Source organism: Pantoea sp. ICBG 1758, from assembly GCF_002928325.1.
GTDB lineage: Bacteria > Pseudomonadota > Gammaproteobacteria > Enterobacterales > Enterobacteriaceae > Pantoea > Pantoea eucrina.
The window spans coordinates 288,244-306,726 of the sequence record NZ_POWL01000002.1 but is presented as its reverse complement, the minus strand read 5'-3'; the positions used below and the strand labels follow the sequence as shown (position 1 = coordinate 306,726).

Sequence of the window (18,483 nt, the reverse complement as noted above, 5' to 3'; positions counted from 1 at the left end):
TGCGTCACACACCACTATGCCGTGTGGTTTTGGTGCGGTTGCTGCAGCAGCTCCTCCAGTGACACGTTAACGCCTTCCAGCGTGATCAGCTGCGTAGTGCTGTAGCCCGTCCCGCTACCGTCACGATCGATTGAAAGCACGGTGCTGCCATCAGAAGTATGGTCCACTTTCACGAAATCATTAATATTACTTGTGGAATCATTCCAGCCGATCAGCAGTTCACTGATATCAATCTTGTCTCCCTGGGCGACGTTAAAGTCGGTCCAGGTGTCGTGGCCGTTGCCGCCGGTGGCATCAGCGCGATCCAGCAGATGGTAAACCAGCGTATCTGCGCCGGCGCCAGCGGTGATGGTGTCATCGTAGGCGCTGCTGGTCAGCGTATCGTTACCGCCGGTTCCGTTAATGGTCGGGTGCAGCTCAATGGTGAAGCTGTGGCTGGTCAGGGTGCCGTCCCGGCCCGCCAGGGTGTAACTGAATACCTCCTTATGCGTAATGTTCTGGACGTTAACATCCGCATTGAGTGAGTAGGTGTAGCTTCCGCTGGCGCTGACCTGCAGCACGCCGAACTCACCGGCTACCTGCGTCATACCGGCCGCTCCCACCGTGGTTTCTGCCCCCAGAGCATTAGTGATGGTTAAGGTTCCGCTGTGCGTGCCGGCGCTGTCAGCCCAGATGCTGCCGCTCGCGTCATGCTCAGCGCTGCTGCTTTCCGCCAGCAGACTGGTGGCGGCAAACAGCGTGGCCGCCGGGCCGTTATGCAGCGTTACCGTCAGCGTGGCGGAGGTTACCGTGCCGCTGGCGTCCCGCACTGAATAGGTAAAGGTATCCGTCGCCGGCAGCGTGTCGATATTCAGTCCCGCTTTCAGCGCATAGGTATAGTTGCCTCGCGCATCCAGGGTCAGCGTACCGTAGCTGCTGTTGATCACCGTATTACCCGTGCCAGCAACCGTTGCGCCGCCCGCCGTTGTAACCGCCACACCGGCCGGTACCGTACCGGCTATCGAACTGGTGTCGTTCGCCAGCAGATTACCGGTGACGGTGGCCGCCGTGGTCACCGCCAGCGTGGTGTAGTCTGACACCGTGCTCACGGTAGTGGTGGGCAGTACGCTGAGGTTGGTATTCGCGCCGACCACTACCGCGTAGTTACCGGTACTCAGATTGCTGTAGGTGACGTTACCGCCGCGAATCGTTCCGATTGAGAGCAGAGAGCTGATGTAGTTGCTCTGCGAACTCACCAGCTGCCAGGAGCCGTTACTCAGCTGCGTGTAGAGGTTTAGCGAGTAGTTAGCCGCCACGCCGATACTGTTTACTGAGCCGTAGAGCGTTACCGTGCGGAAATCGTCCTGACCCACATTGAAGATATAGGCGTTACCGTTATTGAGCACGCTGGCGCCCAGTAGCGAGCCGACCCCCAGGGTAAGCAGCGCCGTGTGCGAAGAGTTCACGGTGCCGTTATTGATGGTGGCCTGCGTGGTGCCGTAATCAACCTCACTAACATCGTTGGTCGCCACAACGCGGATGGCTCCCAGCAGCGACGCCGATGGCGAAACGTTGCCCGCTCTGTCGCTCTGCGTCACCGAGAGCGTGGCACCGGTAGTCTGCGCAGTGCTCAGCGCCACTGACCAGCTGCCGCCGCTGCCCACCGTAGTGGTGCCGAGCGTAACGCCGCTGGCGTCGCGGACCGTCACCGTTGCGCCGACCTCGCCGCTGCCGGTGACGCTGGTGCCGGCGCTGTTGATCAGCAATCCGGATACCGCCGCCGGTGGAACCGTGTCAACGGTGATGGTGGTCGCTACGTTGGTGCTGCTGACGTTACCTGCCGGATCAGTCACCGTGGTGCTCAGGGTATGCGCCCCGTTGCTCAGCGCCGCGGTGGTAAAGCTCCAGCTGCCGCCCGTACCCACCGTGACGGAACCCAGTGCGGTCGTGCCGTCAAAAATGGTCACCAGCGCGCCCGCTTCTGCCGTACCGCTCAGCGTCGGCGTGGTATCGCGCGTAAAGGCACCGCTGGTCAGCGTTACCGGCGCGCTGCCCGCATCATCCGTAATGGTGAGCGTGCTGGCCACCGGCGCTACGGTGTCAACCCGCAGCGTGACCGAAGCCTGCGGGCTGACGTTACCCGCCGCGTCGGTCTGCGTCACGTTGAGCGTATGGGGACCATTACCCAGCGCTGGCGTGATGAAGCTCCAGCTGCCGCTGCCGCCGACGGTCGCAGTTCCCAGTAGCGTAGTGCCGTCGTAAACGCTGACGCGTGCACCCGCCTCGCCCGATCCGCTCAGCAGCGGCGTGCTGTCATTGGTCACGCCGTTGTTAGGGATAGCGATCGCCGTACTGCCATTGTTATTAGCCAGGGTCAGGCCGGTTACGGCAACCGGCACCGTGGTGTCGATAATCGCCGTCGAACTGATGCTGCTGCTGACGTTACCCGCGGCATCAGTGGCGGTGATGCTGAAGGTGTGCGATCCCTCGGAGAGGGCTGTTCCCGGCGTGAAGCTCCAGCTGCCGCTGCTGCTGGCGGTCACCGACCCCAGGACAGTGGTGCCGTCGCGCACAATCACCAGACTGTTTGCCTCGGCCGTGCCGCTCAGGGTTGGCGTGCTGTCGCGCGTCGCGCCGCCATTTACCACCGTGGTGTTGTTAATGTCGTTGGTGACCACCAGCGTTGGCGCAGCGGGGGCCACGGTATCAACGGTAATCGACACCGCCGGCGTCGCCGGGCTGACGTTGCCCGCGGCGTCACGTACCGTCGTGCTCAGCGAATGCACGCCGTTGCTCAGCGCAGCTGGCGTAAAGCTCCATGCGCCGTCGCTGCCTGCCACCACCGATCCCAGCACCGTGCTGCCGTCATACACCGTGACGACCGCGCTCGCCTCCGCCGTCCCGCTCAGCGTTGGCGTCGCGTCATTGGTGACTGCGCCATTTGCCAGCGGTCCGGTCACCGGCGCCACATCGTCCGTGATCGTCAGGTTACTGACCGCTGCCGGCGCCACCGTATCCACCGTCAGCGTGATGCTGGCTGGCGGACTGACGTTTCCGGCGGCGTCGGTCTGGGTCACGTTCAGGGTGTGACTGCCTTCACTCAGCACCGGGCTGACAAAGCTCCAGCTGCCGTTACTGCTGACAATCGCCGTGCCCAGCGCAACATTGCCGTCAAGGATAGTTACGCGTGCGCCCGCCTCACCGGATCCGGTCAGCAGCGGCGTGCTGTCACTGGTCACGCTATTATTGGGAATCGCGATCGCCGTACTGCCGTTGTTGTTGGCGGCAGCCAGACCGGTAACCGCACCTGGCGCAACGGTATCAATGATCGCCGTTGAGCTGACGCTGCTGCTGACGTTGCCTGCCGCATCGGTGGCGGTGATGCTGAAGGTATGCGATCCCTCAGCGAGCGCTGTAGCAGGGGTAAAGCTCCAGCTGCCGGTACCGCTGGCGGTGACTGAACCGAGTAGCGTGGTGCCGTCGCGGATAATCACCAGGCTATTGGCCTCGGCGCTGCCGCTCAGGGTTGGCGTGCTGTCGCCGCTTGCTGCGCCGTTCGCCACCGTAGTGTTCGCCACGTCGTTGGTCACGACCAGCGTTGGCGCAGCCGGCGCTACGGTGTCCACGGTGATTGCGACCGTGGGCGACGCCGCGCTGACGTTGCTTGCCGCATCACGCACCGTGACGCTCAGCGCATGCGGACCATTATTCAGCGCGGGCGACGTAAAGCTCCACGCGCCGCTGCCGTCGGCCACAGCGGAACCCAGTACTGCAGTGCCGTCATAGACGGTGACCACGCCCCCCGCCTCTGCCGTACCGCTCAGCACCGGCGTGGTGTCGTTGGTCACGGCGCCGTTAGTCAGAGGACCGGTGTTCGGCGCGGCGTCATCGGTGACCACCAGATTGCTTACTGCGGCTGGCGGAGTGGTATCGACCGTCAGCGTCAGCGTCGCATTCGGGCTGACGTTACCGGCCGCATCGCTGGCGGTAACGTTAAAGGTGTGTGCCCCCTCTGCCAGCGCCGGCGTGACAAAACTCCACGCGCCGCCGCTGCCCGCCGTTACCGATCCGAGAACGGTGTCGCCGTCGCGGATCGTCACCACGCTGCCCGCCTCTGCCGTGCCCCTGAGCAGCGGAGTGGCATCGCTGGTGGTGCCGCCGGCGGCAATTGCCACCAGCGCGCTGCCGTTGTTGTTAGCCGCGTTCAGGCCGCTCACGGCGACCGGCGCCACGCTATCCACAATCAGCGTGGTGCTGGTCGCGCCGCTGACGTTGCCCGCCACATCGGTGGCGGTGACGCTCAGGGTATGCAGTCCCTGGTTCAGCGTAGTGCTGACATAGCTCCAGCGTCCTTCCGCATCAGCGGTCACCGAGCCCAGCACCGCGTTACCGTCGCGTACCGTGACAATGGCGTTCGCTTCCGCCACGCCGCTTAAGGTCGGCGTCGCATCGCTGCTGTAGCCACCCGCCGGGATGGTTGCGCTGGTCACATCGTTGGTCACCACCAGCGTTGAGGTGGCTGGCGCAGTGGTATCCACTACTACGGTAAAGTTCACCGGATCGCTGCTGCTGCCCGCCGCATCGCGTACCGTGACGCTGAGCGGATGCGTACCTTCGCTCAGCGCGGCAGGGGTGAAGCTCCAGGCTCCGTCGCCGTTTGCCACCACCGATCCCAGCACCGTAGTGCCTTCACTGATCACCACCACGCTGTTTGCCGCGGCGCTGCCGGAGAGCGTTGGCGTGGTATCGTCAGTCGGCGTACCGCTGGTCAGCGGCCCCTGAATCGCGCCGGCGTTATCCGTTACCGTCAGTGCCGTGACCGGGGCGACCGCTGCGGTCAGCACGGTAAAGCTGATATCGCTCACCGGGCTGACGTTGCCCGCCGCATCGGCGGCACTCACGCTCAGCGTGTGCGGACCATCCGCCAGCGCGGCGGTGGTAAAGCTCCACGCGCCGTTGGTGCCGGCGGTCACCGAGCCGAGCACGGTGGTGCCGTCCCGCACGGTAACGATGCTGCCCGCCTCAGCGGTGCCGCTCAGCTGCGGCGTGTTGTCGCTGGTGGTGCTGCCAGCCGCGATAGTCAGCGGCGTGCTGCCGTTGTTATTGACCGCCGTCAGGCCGGAGATAGCCGCCGGTGCCACGGTATCCACCACCACCGTGGTGACGGCAGAGGCGATACCGGTATTACCGGCCGCATCGGTGACGCGCACGCTCAGGGCGTGACTGCCCTCGCCCAGCGCGGCAGGGGTAAAGCTCCAGGCGCCCGCGCCGCTGGCGATAGCGGTACCGAGCAGCGTGGTGCCGTCATACACGCTGACCGTGGCGTTTGCCTCCGTGGTGCCGCTCAGCGCTGGCGTACTGTCATTGATGGTTGCTCCGCTGGTGAGCGGCGTAGCCGAATCACCCGCGGTGACGTTCACCGTGCCGGCCGCAGGGGCTACCGTATCGACCGTGATGTTCAGCGCGCCGGAGCGATCGCTGACGTTGCCCGCCGCATCGGTCACTGTCACACTAAGCGCGTGCGCGCCCTGGCTCAGCAGCGGCAGCGTGGTGCTCCATGCGCCGTCGCCGTCAGCAGTGACCGAAGCGATTACCGTATTGCCATCGTAGATGGTCACCAGCCCGCCCGCTTCCGCCGTGCCGCTGAGCTGTGGCGTACTGTCGTTAGTCACGCCGTTATCCGTTACCGGCACCGGCGTGGCACCGTTGTTATTGGCCGCCGCAAGATCGGTGACGACGTCGGGCACGACGGTATCGACAATGAAATTAATCACCGCTGACGGATCGCCAGGATTGCCGGTTTCATCCGTGCTGACGACAGAAATCGCGTGCGCGCCCTCATCCAGTACCGGATCTGGCGTATAGCTCCACTGTCCGTTCGCGTCTATCGGCAGAGTAGCCAGCACTGTACCGTTATCAGAAATGGTTACAGTGCCATTTGCCGGGCCCGTTCCCTGCAGGACCGGCGTGTTGTCACGGATAGCGGCCCCGTCTGCTACCGTTACCAGCGTGCTGCCGCTGTTATCGGTGATCTGCAGCGTGCTGTCGACCGGTGGCAGATTGGCTTCAACGGTCAGCGTGAAGGCGTCAGTAGCCGGGCTGACGTTACCCGCCGCATCGGTCACGGTGAACGTAAAGCTATGCTCGCGGTTTGACAGCGCGGCATCTGGCGTAAAGCTCCAGCTGCCGTTTTCGTCAGCGGTGGCCGTTCCCAGCAGCACGTTGTCGTCATAGACCGTTATCGTGCTGCCCGTCTCCGCCGTGCCGCTGAAGGCCGGGAGATTATCATCAGTGATCGCGCCTGACGTCAGCGGACCTTCAGCGCCGCCGACGCTGTCGGTAACAAGCAGATCGTCAATTGCCTCCGGTGCCACCGTGTCGATAGTGATGGTAATCGGGCCGGTAATCGGGCCGGCGGTGCCCGCCGCGTTGCTGACCGAGACGCTGAAGGCATAGGTTGCATCGTCCAGCGCTGCGGATTCATAACGCCAGACGCCATTCTCACCCACGGTTGTGGTGCCAACGATGGCTCCATCCTGAATGATATTCACTACCGTGCCGGCGACGCCGGTTCCGCGCAGCACCGGCGTGCTGTCACTGGCGAAGCCGTTGTTCGCCACCAGCACCGGCGTGGTGCTGGCGTTGTTGTAGATATCAAAGCTCAGCACCGCGGCTGGCGTGCTGGTATCGACCGTAAAGCTGACCGTCGACGCCACCTCGCTGACGTTGCCCGCTACATCGGTGGCGGTCACCGTCAGGGTGTGCGCCCCCTCAGCCAGCGCGCTGGTGTTGAGGCTCCAGGCCCCCTGAGGATCGGCGGTGGTTCTGCCAACCTCCTGCGCACCGTCATACACAATAATGGTCGCTCCTGCCTCTGCGGTACCGCTGATGAGCGGCGTCGCATCAGGAGTTACGCTGTTGCTATTGATGGTTACCGGCGTCGCTTGTATATCATTCTGCAGCAGCAGATCGCCTGCCGGCTGCGGCGCAGTGGCATCAATAGTGATGGTCAGCGCACCGGACGGTGCGCTGACGTTGCCCACTTCATCGGTGACCGTGGCGCTCAGCGTGTGCTGGCCGTCGGTCAGTACCGGTGAGCTGAAGCTCCAGCTGCCGTCGCCGTCCGCCGTCACCGAGCCAATCACCACTCCGCCGTCATACAGCGTAATCAGGCTGTCGGGTTCCGCGGTGCCGCTCAGCAGTGGCGTATTGTCCGTGGTCAGCGCGCCGTTTGTCAGAGGCTGCGGTGTCGTACCGTTGTCGTTACTGACCACCAGCGATGTGGCATCCGGCAGCGTGGCGTCCACGGTAAAGGCGACAGGAGCAGAAGCCGGACCGGTGTTACCGGCCGCATCGGTCACCGTGGTGGTGAGGCTGTAGCTGCCATCGTCCAGCTGCGGCAGCTGATAGCCCCACTGTCCGTTACTGCCGGTGGTCACGCTGGCCAGTATTGCGGTTCCGTCCAGAATCGTTACCACGCTGCCCGGCTCTGCGGTGCCGCTGAGGAACGGCGTATTATCCGTGGTGATGCTGCCGCTGGCGATAGCCACCGGCGTGGTGCCGTCGTTGTTCGTCAGCGCGATGTTCGCTGCCACCGCCGGCGGCGTGGTATCAACGATCGCACTGAAAGTCACCGGTGCGCTGACGTTACCAAGCGTGTCAGATGCCGTGGCGGTAAAGGTGTAGCTGCCGTCCGCCAGCGCGGTGGCAGGCGTAAAACTCCAGCTTCCCTGTCCGTTTACCGTGGTGGAACCCAGCAGCGTACCGCTCTGATCGGTAAGGGTAATAATGCTGCCCGCATCTCCGCGACCGCTGAACAGCGGCGTGCCATCATTAGTGAAGCCCCCGTTGGGAACGGCTACCGGCGCAGTGCCGTTATCGTTGCTCAGCGTCAGCTGCGTAACGGCGGAAGGCGCCGTGGTGTCCACGGTAAAGGCGATCGGCGCACCCGGCGCGCTGCTGTTACCGGCAGCATCGGTGACCGTCACGCTCAGGCTGTGCGGGCCGTCGCTGAGGATCGGCGAGAAGCTCCAGTTACCCTGCGCATCGGTCGTGGTGGTCCCGAGGATCAGATTGCCATCAGATACAACGATGGTGCTGCCAGGCTCTGCGCGACCGGAGAACTCAGGCGTGTTGTCACCGGTGGTGGAGCCGGATGTAATCGCCTGCGGCGTAGCGCCATTGTTGTTCACCAGCGCGATCTCAGTGGCCGCAGCCGGTGCGACCGTATCCACGGTAAAGGTGATTGTGGGCGAAGCGGGGCTGGTGTTCCCGGCTGCGTCGCTGACAACGGTGCTCAGGTTATGCTCGCCCTGCGTAAGCGCGCCGGTCGTGAACTGCCAGCTGCCGCTGCTGTTCACGGTAACCGAACCGATTTGCGTAGCGCCGTCATAGATCAGCACCACGCTGCCCGGCTCGGCTGAACCGATCAGCTGCGGCGTCGCGTCGTTGGTCACGTCACCGCTGTTGATCGGCACCAGCGTACTGCCTTCATTATTGTTAACCAGCACGTTCTGCGCCGCTTCCGGTGCCTGCGTATCCACGTTAATCGTGGTTACTGCCGAGGCCGGACTGACGTTGCCCGCCGGCGTCGTCTCCGTAATGCTCAGCGCATAGCTGCCATCATCCAGGGCTGCGGGCGTATACTGCCAGCCGCCATCGCCACCGGCTACCACGCTGCCGATAGCCGTGCCGTCATTATAAATAGTGATGAGACTGCCGGCGGCGGCCGTACCGCTGAGCTGCGGCGTACTGTCGCTGGTGTAACCGTTACTGGCAACCGGCACGCCTTCGCCGGAAGTGACGGAGAAAGCAGGTGCAGCCGGCACGCTGGTATCCACCGTCAGGGTCACAGAGTTGCCTGTAGCGCTGACGTTGCCTGCGGCGTCGGTCGCGGTGGCCCGTAAGGTATGTGCGCCATCGGTCAGGACCGTGTCGCTAAAGCGCCAGGCCCCGTCTGCGTCTGCCCGGACAGAGCCGATAGCGGCTGTTCCGTCATAGAGCGTTACCAGGCTACCTGCCTCAGCGCTGCCGCTCAGCACCGGTGTGGCGTCGTTGGTGACGCCGGTGATCGGTGCGTTATTGTCATCCCTCGCGGTCAGGTCGACTACGGCGCCAGGGGCTGTGGTATCGATGGTGAAGTTATATGCAGAGGAGGCCGCGCCGGTGTTACCGGCGGCGTCAGTCACTCGCGTGGTCAGGCTGTAATCGCCCTCAGCCAGCGGCGCATCCGGCGTAAAGCGCCAGCCGCCGTCACTGCCTGCAGTGACGCTGCCCAGTACTTCGCCGTTGTTATAGACGGTCACGATGCTGCCCGCTTCCGCCGTGCCGCTTACCACCGGCAAGGTGGTATTAGTCGCACCGGCCTCATCGACAGGGCGCGCCACGCCGCCCGCCTCATTGCTGACCTGCAAAGCCTCTGCAGCTTCGGGTGCCGTTGTATCAATGGTGAAATTCAGCGGTGCCGATGGCGCGCTGACGTTGCCCGCCGGATCGGTAACGGTAGTGGTCAGGCTGTAATCGCCCTCAGGCAGCGGTGCCTCTGGCGTGAAGCTCCAGTTGCCGTCTGTATCTGCGGTTACGCTGCCCAGTACCGTGTCGCCATTGGAAACGGTGATCAGCGCACCCGGTTCGGCGCTGCCGCTCAGCACCGGCGACGTCGTGTTGGTCACGCCGTTATCAACCGGCAATGGCGTTTCGCCGTCGTTGTTACTGAGCTGCAGCTCGCCTGCCGCCGCTGGCGGAATAGTATCAACGGTAAACACCAGCGCAGCAGAAGGCTCGCTGACGTTACCCGCCGGGCTGGTTACCGTAGCCGTCAGGCTGTGCGGACCCTCGCTCAGCGGCGACTCTGGCGTAAAGCGCCATGTACCGCCGTCATCCACGACCACGCTGCCCAGCACCGTGGTGCCGTCAAGTACCGTTACCGTGCTGCCCGCAGCCGCCGTGCCGCTCAGCACCGGGGTAGTATCACTGGTAGTCCCGTTGGTGACCGTCACCAGCGTGCCGCTGCTGTCATTACTCAGCACCAGATCGTCCGCCACAGGCGGCGGCGTGGTTTCAACCGTAAAGTTAAGCGGTTCAGACTCATCGCCGCGGTTACCCGCCGCATCCGTGACCGTAGTAGTCAGGCTGTGCGGTCCGGCTGCCAGCGGCGTTTCCGGCGTAAAGCGCCACGCTCCGGTGCCGTCAGCGCTGACGCTGCCCAGCAGCGTGCCGTTATCATAGACGCTGACCGTGCTGCCTGGCTCAGCGCTGCCGCTCAGCGCCGGCGAGGTGTCGTTAGTTACGCCGCCGGCGTTGATGGCGTTACCGTTTTGATCGTTACTCAGCTGCAGGCCGCCTGCCGCAACGGGCGGTGTAGTATCAATGGTCAGCACCAGCGGTGCAGAAGGCGCACTGCTGTTCCCTGCCGGTGAGGTGGTGACGGCCGTCAGGCTGTGCTCACCGTCTGCCAGCGGTTCGTCTGGGGCAAAACTCCAGCTTCCCCCCTCTCCCACGGTAACGGAGCCCAGTACCTCATCCCCATCTGAAATTGTCACCACGCTGCCTGCGGCCACGCCGCTGCCGCTCAGCAGCGGCGTAGCGTCATTCGTCAGACCGTTGTTAACCGGAACCGGCGCAGTACCTTCATCGTTAGCCGCCTGCAGAGCAGCGGGTGCCGCTGGCGCAGTCGTATCGATGGTAAACACCACTGCCGTGGACGCTGCCCCGCTGTTGCCAGCCGGATCGGTGACAACCGTGGTCAGGCTATGTTCACCCGGCTGCAGTACCGGTGAGGTAAAGCTCCAGCTGCCGTCGCTACCGGCGGTGGTGCTGCCCAGCACGTTACCGTTATCAGAAACGGTGACGGTACTGCCTGGCTCAGCGCTTCCGCTGAGTACCGGCTTAGTGCTGTTAGTGATGCCGGTGATTTCGTTACCGTTTTGCCCGTTGCTCAGCAGCAGATCGCTGGCGATCGCGGGTGCAGTAGTGTCGATCACCACGCTGACCGGGGCACTGGCCGGCCCGGTGTTGCCCGCCGTATCGGTTACGGTGGTGGTAAGCGCGTGCGGGCCTTCATCCAGCGGCTGCGGCGGCGTAAAGCTCCAGCTGCCGTCGCTGCCCGCCACGGTGCTGCCCAGAACGTCGCCATTATCAGAAACGGTGATGATGCTGCCCGGCTCGGCGCTGCCGCTGAGGGTCGGCGTGGTTTCATTCGTGGCACCGCCCGCCGGCAGCGCGTTACCCTCCTGGTTATTCAGCTGCAGACCGCTGGCGGCGGCCGGTGGCTGCGTGTCTACCGTTACCGCTACCGGTGCAGAAGCGGGGCCGGTATTGCCGGCCGCATCGGTGACCGTGCTGGTCAGCGCGTGTTCGCCATCGCTGAGCGGCGGCGTGGTATAGCTCCAGTTGCCCTGAGCATCCGTGGTGGCGGTGCCAAGCACCGTATCACCGTCGCGGATGGTCACCGTGGAGCCAGGCTCCGCGGTGCCACTCAGCGTCGGCGTAGTGAGACTGGTGCTGCTGCCTGGCGTAACCGGATCGCCATTTTCATTGCTGAGCTGAACGCCGGACGGCGCGGCGGGCACGCTGGTATCGATGGTGATATTGATAACCGATGAGGAGGTCTCCGCCCCCGCTGCGCTGGTGGCAACCGCCCGGAACGCATAGGGGCCGTCGGCTAACGCGGCAGGCGTAAAGCGCCACTGGCCGTCACCGTCTGCGACGACGCTGCCCAGTAGCGTAGTACCGCTATAGAGTCTGACCACGTCGCCAGCGGTGGCGACGCCGCTCAGCACCGGGGTGTTATCGCCGGTGCTGTCGTTATCTGCCAGCGTAACCAGCGTGCTGCCGCTGTCATCTGTTACCTCCAGTGAGCTGGTTGCCGGCACGCTGCCGGCATCAATCGCCAGCGTAAACGCCGGTGACGCCGGGCTGACGTTCCCTGCAGCGTCGGTCACGGTGGTGGTAATGTTATGCTGACCGTTGCTCAGCGCCGGCAGCGTCAGGCTCCAGCTGCCGTTGCTATCCACAACGGCGCTGCCCAGCAGCACGTCGCCGTCATAAATGCGCACCACGCTGCCCGCTTCGGCCGTGCCGCTCAGCGTCGGCGTGTTGTCATCGGTGAGCTGGCCTGAAGTCAGCGGGCCGGTACTACCGCCTGCGTTATCAGTGACCTGCAGATTGCTGACCGCCGCTGGTGCGACTGTATCTACGGTAAAATTCAGCGGCGCAGAGACGGGGCTGCTGTTGCCAGCCAGATCGGTTACGGTGGTGGTCAGGCTGTGGCTGCCCTCACCCAGCTGCGGCGTGGTAAAGCGCCAGCTGCCGTCGCTGTTGGTGGTCACGCTGCCCAGCACGGTGTCGCCATCACGAATCGTCACCAGCGCACCCGGTTCCGCCGTGCCGCTCAGCACCGGCCGGGCATCGTTAACGGTGCTCTCCGGCGCGATATTGACTACGGTGCTGCCGTCACTGCCGGTTAGCGTCAGCGCATCAGCCGCTGCCGGTGCCACGCTGTCGACGGTGATATTCAGCGGCGCGCTTTGCGTGACGTTGCCTGCGCCATCGGTAGTACGCAGGTAGAAACTGTGCAGCCCCTGGAACAGACCGCGCAGGGCAAACGACCACTGGCCGTTGCTATCGGCGACAACGCTGCCGATTTCAGTGTTTCCGTCAAAGAGTGTAATCAGGTTGCCCGGCGTGCTGACGCCGCTTAGCGTTAACTCCTCGCTGCGCGTGGTCGCGCCGTCGGTCAGCGGCTGCAGCGTATTATCACCGGTGCTTACCGCTTCCAGCGGCGTGGTCGCTGGCGGCAGATCCGCCTGGACGTTAAGCGTGAAAGGTGTGCTGGCCGGACCAATGTTACCGGCCGCGTCAGTGCTGATAACGGTGAAGCTGTGCGCGCCGTTGCTGAGCGCAGGGGTGGTAAACTGCCAGCTGCCGTTAACGTCAACCAGGGCCACACCAAGCAGTACGTCACCATCGTAGATGCTGACCGAGGCGCCCGGCTCCCCGCTGCCGCTCAGCACGGGCGTATTGTCATCAGTAGTGGCGTTTTGCGGCAGCTCAACCTGGCTGTCGCCCGCGTCGTCAAAGACCCGCACATCGGTTATCGCCTCCGGAGCCGTGGTATCAACCGTCAGCTGCAGCGGAGCGGAAGCGGGGCCGGTATTGCCTGCCGCATCCGTCACGGTAGTAGTCAGAGTATGGCTGCCTTCACTCAGCACCGGGGTGGTAAAACTCCAGCGCCCGTCGCTGTCTGCGATAGCGCTGCCCAGTACCGTCGTGCCGTCACGTACGGTGATGACGCTGCCTGGTTCAGCGCTGCCGCTTAACACCGGCGTGGTATCACGGGTCACGCCATTCGTGGCAATTGGCGCGAGCGGGCCGCTGCTGTCGCTGCTGAGCAGCAGATCGCTGGCGACGGCTGGCGGCACCGTATCAATAGTAATGGTCAGCGTGACGGATGATGTGCTATTTCCGGCGGCATCGGTGGCTACCGCGCGGAAGGCGTAGCTGCCATCCGGCAGCGCTGCAGGCGTAAAACTCCACTGCCCGCTTGCGTCGGCAAGCGTGCTGCCAAGTACGGTAGTGCCGTTATAGAGCGTAACCAGCTCATTGGCGCCCGCCAGCCCGCTCAGGGTTGGGGTGGTGTCACGCGTGCTGGACCCGTCCGGCAGCGTACGCAGCGCAGGGCTGCTGTCATCGGTGATTTCCAGCGTGCTGCTGGTAGGTGCGATGCCGGCGGCGACATTGATCACGAATCCGCTGGTGGCGGGACTAACATTGCCTGCCGCATCGGTGACCGTCACGCTCAGCGTGTGGCTGCCGTTATTCAGTGCCGGTGTGGTAAAGCTCCAGCGCCCGTCTGCTCCCGCCGTGACGCTGCCAAGCAGAACGGAACCGTCATACACTTTAACCACGGCTCCCGCTTCCGCCGTACCGGTCAGCGTTGGCGTATTGTCATCGGTGGTTTGCCCGTTGAGTAACGGCCCCTGGCTGCTGCCGACATTGTCGCTGACCACGATATTTCCGGCCGGATCGGGTGCGGTGGTGTCGCCGTTACCAGGATTGCCGCCACCGTTGCCGGGATCGCCGCCGCCAGGATTGTTGCCTCCGTTACCGGGATTAGTGCCGCCGCCGGAATTACCCGTATCGTCATCGCCACCGCCACCGCCACCGCCACCGCCACCGCCGCCGGTCGCAAACAGCGCCCCGATACCGGCCAGAGCCGCGCCGCCAATACCGAATGCGGCAATCGTGCCGTTATCCGTTACGTTTTCTGCCAGCAGGCCTTCAGTGCTGTCGATCGACACATACTGAAAGCCCTCTGTGCCGGGATCTTCAACCCACCAGAGCGCACCGCGATCGTCCTGCAGGACCAGATCGCTGTCGCCATTGGCGCTGTAAAAATCATGAATAACAAGTGTTTCACCTGATTTAGTGGTTACGACTAAATCATTACCATTGCGTGTGAAAGCCTTAATGTCAGCCTGATTCAGGTTAAGTTTAACCACACTGGGTGCGTTCAGCGTAACCTGAGTACCGCTCACTTCGTTAGCAATCGTCCCACCTTTGGGCGTGATAGAAATATTGTTCATGTTATCGGGATCCCGCGCAGATATAAGTTTATGAGCGTTACTGGCACGCCCGGTATCATCAGATACCGCTTGCTATCGCAAGTAATTCAGTGAATTACTTACATCCTTCATCGGCCGTTCTTATTCCGGTAAAAGAGTAAGAACAGCGCTGAACAGGTTTAATTGCGGATTCAGAAAGGACATCAGGCGTTATGCGGAATACAGAAGCGTGATTCAGAAGTGAATATAAGCGCAGCAGGCACGCTTACCTTTTCAGCTGAAATGACTTTCTGCGCAGACCATAATCGCAAAGCTGTGTGCTGAATTACGCAAATAAATCATCAAGATAAACACTCTGCCAGTGGTAACCCTGCATGCCATAAATGGGCTTATGCGCAAGCAGATCCACATAGTGCTGATTTTCAACCCCCTCAACAATGACGCCGCGGCATAATTGATTAAGGTGATTAAGCAGAATGTCAAAGGTGCGGTCTTCGCTGAATTGCCAGAAAAACGCTTTATCAATCTTGACGATCTCAAATATTCCGCTGTCAAGCATGGTCAGGCTTGAATAACCCGGACCAAAATTGTCGAGCCAGAGAGGAGCCGGCGTAATTTTCGCTACGCCTTTAAGGGTCAGCAGATCCTCACTATTAAAACGCGAGGTGAAAAATGCAGAGATTTCCAGCCGCAATAATGCAACAGACGCCAGTTTTTCCTGAATGACTTCGTCTGCAAATATGCCGGCAACAATATCTCTGTCTACGTTTACGCTGATAACCTGGTTAAACCCCTGCTGACTAAGCTGAATAATATTTTCGACCTGGTGAAGGAATAGCTGCCATTTCTCATCGGCAGAAAGCAGAGAGAAAAAATGCTCTTCTCTGTCGGGATTGCGTTGTGTAGTTGTCGCTTTTTTTTCTTTAAAACGTGTCAGCAGCTCCCATGAAGTCACCTCTCCGGTCAGACTATGAACGGGTTCCAGCAAGAAAACCGGATTAAAACGCTCGGTCATGGCACCCTTCCTGAAGACGCTGCTGATAAGACTCTAAATATCAGATTTATTCATGTTATCTGAAATCGAAACATCGACAAAAATTACTATAGCAACTGGAGATTAGCCTGCAATTTACATTTTGAAAAATAGTTTTCAGCTAAAAATGGCCATGAAACGATAGCTAAAACCAATCATTTTCTGACAACCGTTCCGGTAATATTCTATAACTGGCACCTGTAAATAAGCCTGTTCTCTTGCACTGCGCGAGCATCAGCGCCTCACTTAGCGTTATATTACTGATTTTAAGTTAAATCAATGTTAAGGCGCAGCGTTATTAGCGTTTCACTTTAGCAATAACCGGCTATTTTTCAGGAAACCTGGCGCCAGTAAATGCGCCAGATGCATCACGGCTAAAAGCATCTCTTATTTATTAAAAACATAAATAAATTATGATTTAAGGATAAGCGAAACATAAAAAAATTTATCAATACATAAGAAAATGCAGTGCCAGAGCGAGCGATACCGGTAGAGGATATTGATTTTTAAGCCAAATTGATTGGACAGCAGCGGCAGAAGAAAACGAGGAAGTGGCGCTCGTATGAAATAGTGAATTACGTCACAAACCAGAAAAAATTTTACAGCAAAAAAAAAAGGGCCCCGCAGGGCCCGATACGTTATTACTGATTATTCATCTTCAAGATAGGTATAACCATAAAGGCCGCTTTCAAACTCGGCAAGGAACTGCGATCGCAGCTCTTCATCTATATCCTGCTGTTGTTTCACCTGATCGCGGAATAGCGTCATCAGATCGTCCGGATTCAGCTGTACATATTCCAGCATGTCAGCGACGGTATCCCCTTCATCTGATAACTGCACTTCCACGCTGCCATCCTGGAAAGCAAACACATCTACTGCTTCGGTGTCACCAAATAGATTATGCATATTGCCGAGGATCTCCTGATAAGCACCCACCATAAAGAAGCCCAGCATTGGCGGATTATCCACATCATATTCAGGCATCGGCATAGTGGTTGCGATCCCGTCACCGTCAACGTAATGGTCGATTGTCCCGTCGGAGTCACAGGTAATATCCAGCAGCACAGCGCGACGCTGCGGCATCTTGTTCAGACCTTCCAGCGGCATAACCGGGAAGAGCTGATCGATACCCCAGGCATCCGGCATCGACTGAAACAGAGAGAAGTTAACGTAGATTTTATCTGCCATACGCTCCTGCAGCTCATCGATAATCGGGCGGTGTGCACGATTGCTCGGATCCAGATGCTGCTGGATGTAGTGACAAATGCTCAGATAGAGCTGTTCCGCCCACGCGCGCTGTCCCAGATCGTAGGTGCCGGATGAGTAACCGGTGTGGATATCAAACAGATCCATCTGGCTGTCATGCAGCCATTCACGCAGCGAACGGCGCACATTGGGCTCATGCATCTCCTGCCAGGTATCCCACAGGCTCTGAATCGGGCGCGGTGCATCCGTATCAGGTGCGACCGGCGTGCTGAATTCGTTACGCTCTACGCCGATGATGTTAGAGACCAGCACGGTATGGTGTGCCGTTACGGCGCGGCCTGACTCAGTGATCACCGTCGGATGTTCAAGACCATGCTCTTCGCAGGCGTCGCCAATCGCCCAGATAACATTATTGGCATACTCATTCAGGCCATAGTTTACCGAGCAGTCAGACTGGGAGCGGGTGCCTTCATAGTCCACCCCCAGGCCGCCGCCGACGTCAAAGCATTTGATATTTACGCCAAGCTTTGCCAGCTCAACATAGAAGCGGGCAGATTCGCGTACGCCAGTCGCGATATCGCGGATATTCGCCATCTGCGAGCCGAGATGGAAGTGCAGCAGCTGCAGGCTGTCAAGCCGGCCAGCTTTGCGCATGATATCCACCAGCTGCAGCACCTGAGATGCCGCCAGGCCAAACTTCGATTTCTCACCACCGCTCGACTGCCACTTACCCGAGCCCTGCGAGGCCAGGCGCGCGCGGATGCCGAGACGCGGTACCACATTCAGACGCTCCGCCTCTTCCAGTACCAGACGGACCTCGGTCATTTTTTCCAGCACCAGGTAGACTTTATGGCCGAGCTTTTCACCGATCAGCGCCAGCCGGATATATTCACGATCTTTATAGCCATTACAGACGATAACGGTGCGCGTTTTGCCCGCGTGCGCCAGTACCGCCATCAGCTCTGCTTTTGAGCCCGCTTCAAGGCCCAGCGGTTCACCCGAGTTAACCAGCGATTCAATGACGCGCTTGTGCTGATTAACCTTGATCGGATAAACCAGGAAGTAGTCGCCTTTATAACCATAGGATTCGCGTGCGCGCTTGAACGCCGCGTTGATGGAGCGCAGGCGATGCTGCAGGATCTGCGGAAAACAGAACAGCGCCGGCAGACGCTGACCGTCAGCCTCCCGCTCTTTGACCAGCTTCGCCAGGTCAACCCGCACCTCAGGCCGATCGGGATCCGGACATACGCTGATATGGCCCAGCTCGTTTACGTCGTAATAGTTGTTGCCCCACCAGGCGATGTTATAGGTGCGCAGCATACGGCTCGCTTCCTGATCGCTTATCGCCACCTCCTGCATTGAGCGGAGGACACCCTGTTCGCCAGCTGACGAACCCTTGATATTCTTCATGTCGTCAGACATCGCGAACCTCAGTTTTCTGTTGAAATAGTAGAGAGTTATCAGGTACTGCTGGTGCGTTTGCGGCTAAAAACTTATTCATGCTGCGTGTCCCGCCTCATCAGGTTACCCCGGGTGTTACTGCCAGTAAGTGTAAAACATCGTGCTGCAGTCAGTGGAAATCCAATCGGATTTGGCACGGCTGCGGGTATAAATCACGCGCGTGTGCTGGTGTCTGATTTCAGCCGCAGTTTAATGGCTATGCATGTCGTCATGATTGCGCGGCGGCAAACATCGACAGAA

3 protein-coding genes are annotated in these 18,483 nt (G+C 60.6%); all 3 read right to left on the bottom strand.

Translation table 11 applies throughout. The features are described 5' to 3' along the window. Positions 1 to 14: 14 nt before the first annotated feature. Positions 15 to 14,564, bottom strand: coding sequence for an Ig-like domain-containing protein (locus tag C1Y41_RS10980; protein WP_104085459.1), 14,550 nt, complete (start codon positions 14,562 to 14,564; stop codon positions 15 to 17). Between the two features lie 304 nt (positions 14,565 to 14,868). Then, positions 14,869 to 15,558, bottom strand: coding sequence for an EAL domain-containing protein (locus tag C1Y41_RS10975; protein WP_104085458.1), 690 nt, complete (start codon positions 15,556 to 15,558; stop codon positions 14,869 to 14,871). Between the two features lie 666 nt (positions 15,559 to 16,224). Then, positions 16,225 to 18,204, bottom strand: coding sequence for a biosynthetic arginine decarboxylase (gene speA, locus C1Y41_RS10970; protein WP_039380074.1), 1,980 nt, complete (start codon positions 18,202 to 18,204; stop codon positions 16,225 to 16,227). Positions 18,205 to 18,483 lie beyond the last annotated feature (279 nt).

Bases quoted from the DNA above. Each gene is read 5' to 3' on its own strand.
- C1Y41_RS10975 (WP_104085458.1), bottom strand. From the start codon at position 15,558: ATGACCGAGCGTTTTAATCCGGTTTTCTTGCTGGAACCCGTTCATAGT.
- speA (WP_039380074.1), bottom strand. From the start codon at position 18,204: ATGTCTGACGACATGAAGAATATCAAGGGTTCGTCAGCTGGCGAACAG.
- C1Y41_RS10980 (WP_104085459.1), bottom strand. From the start codon at position 14,564: ATGAACAATATTTCTATCACGCCCAAAGGTGGGACGATTGCTAACGAA.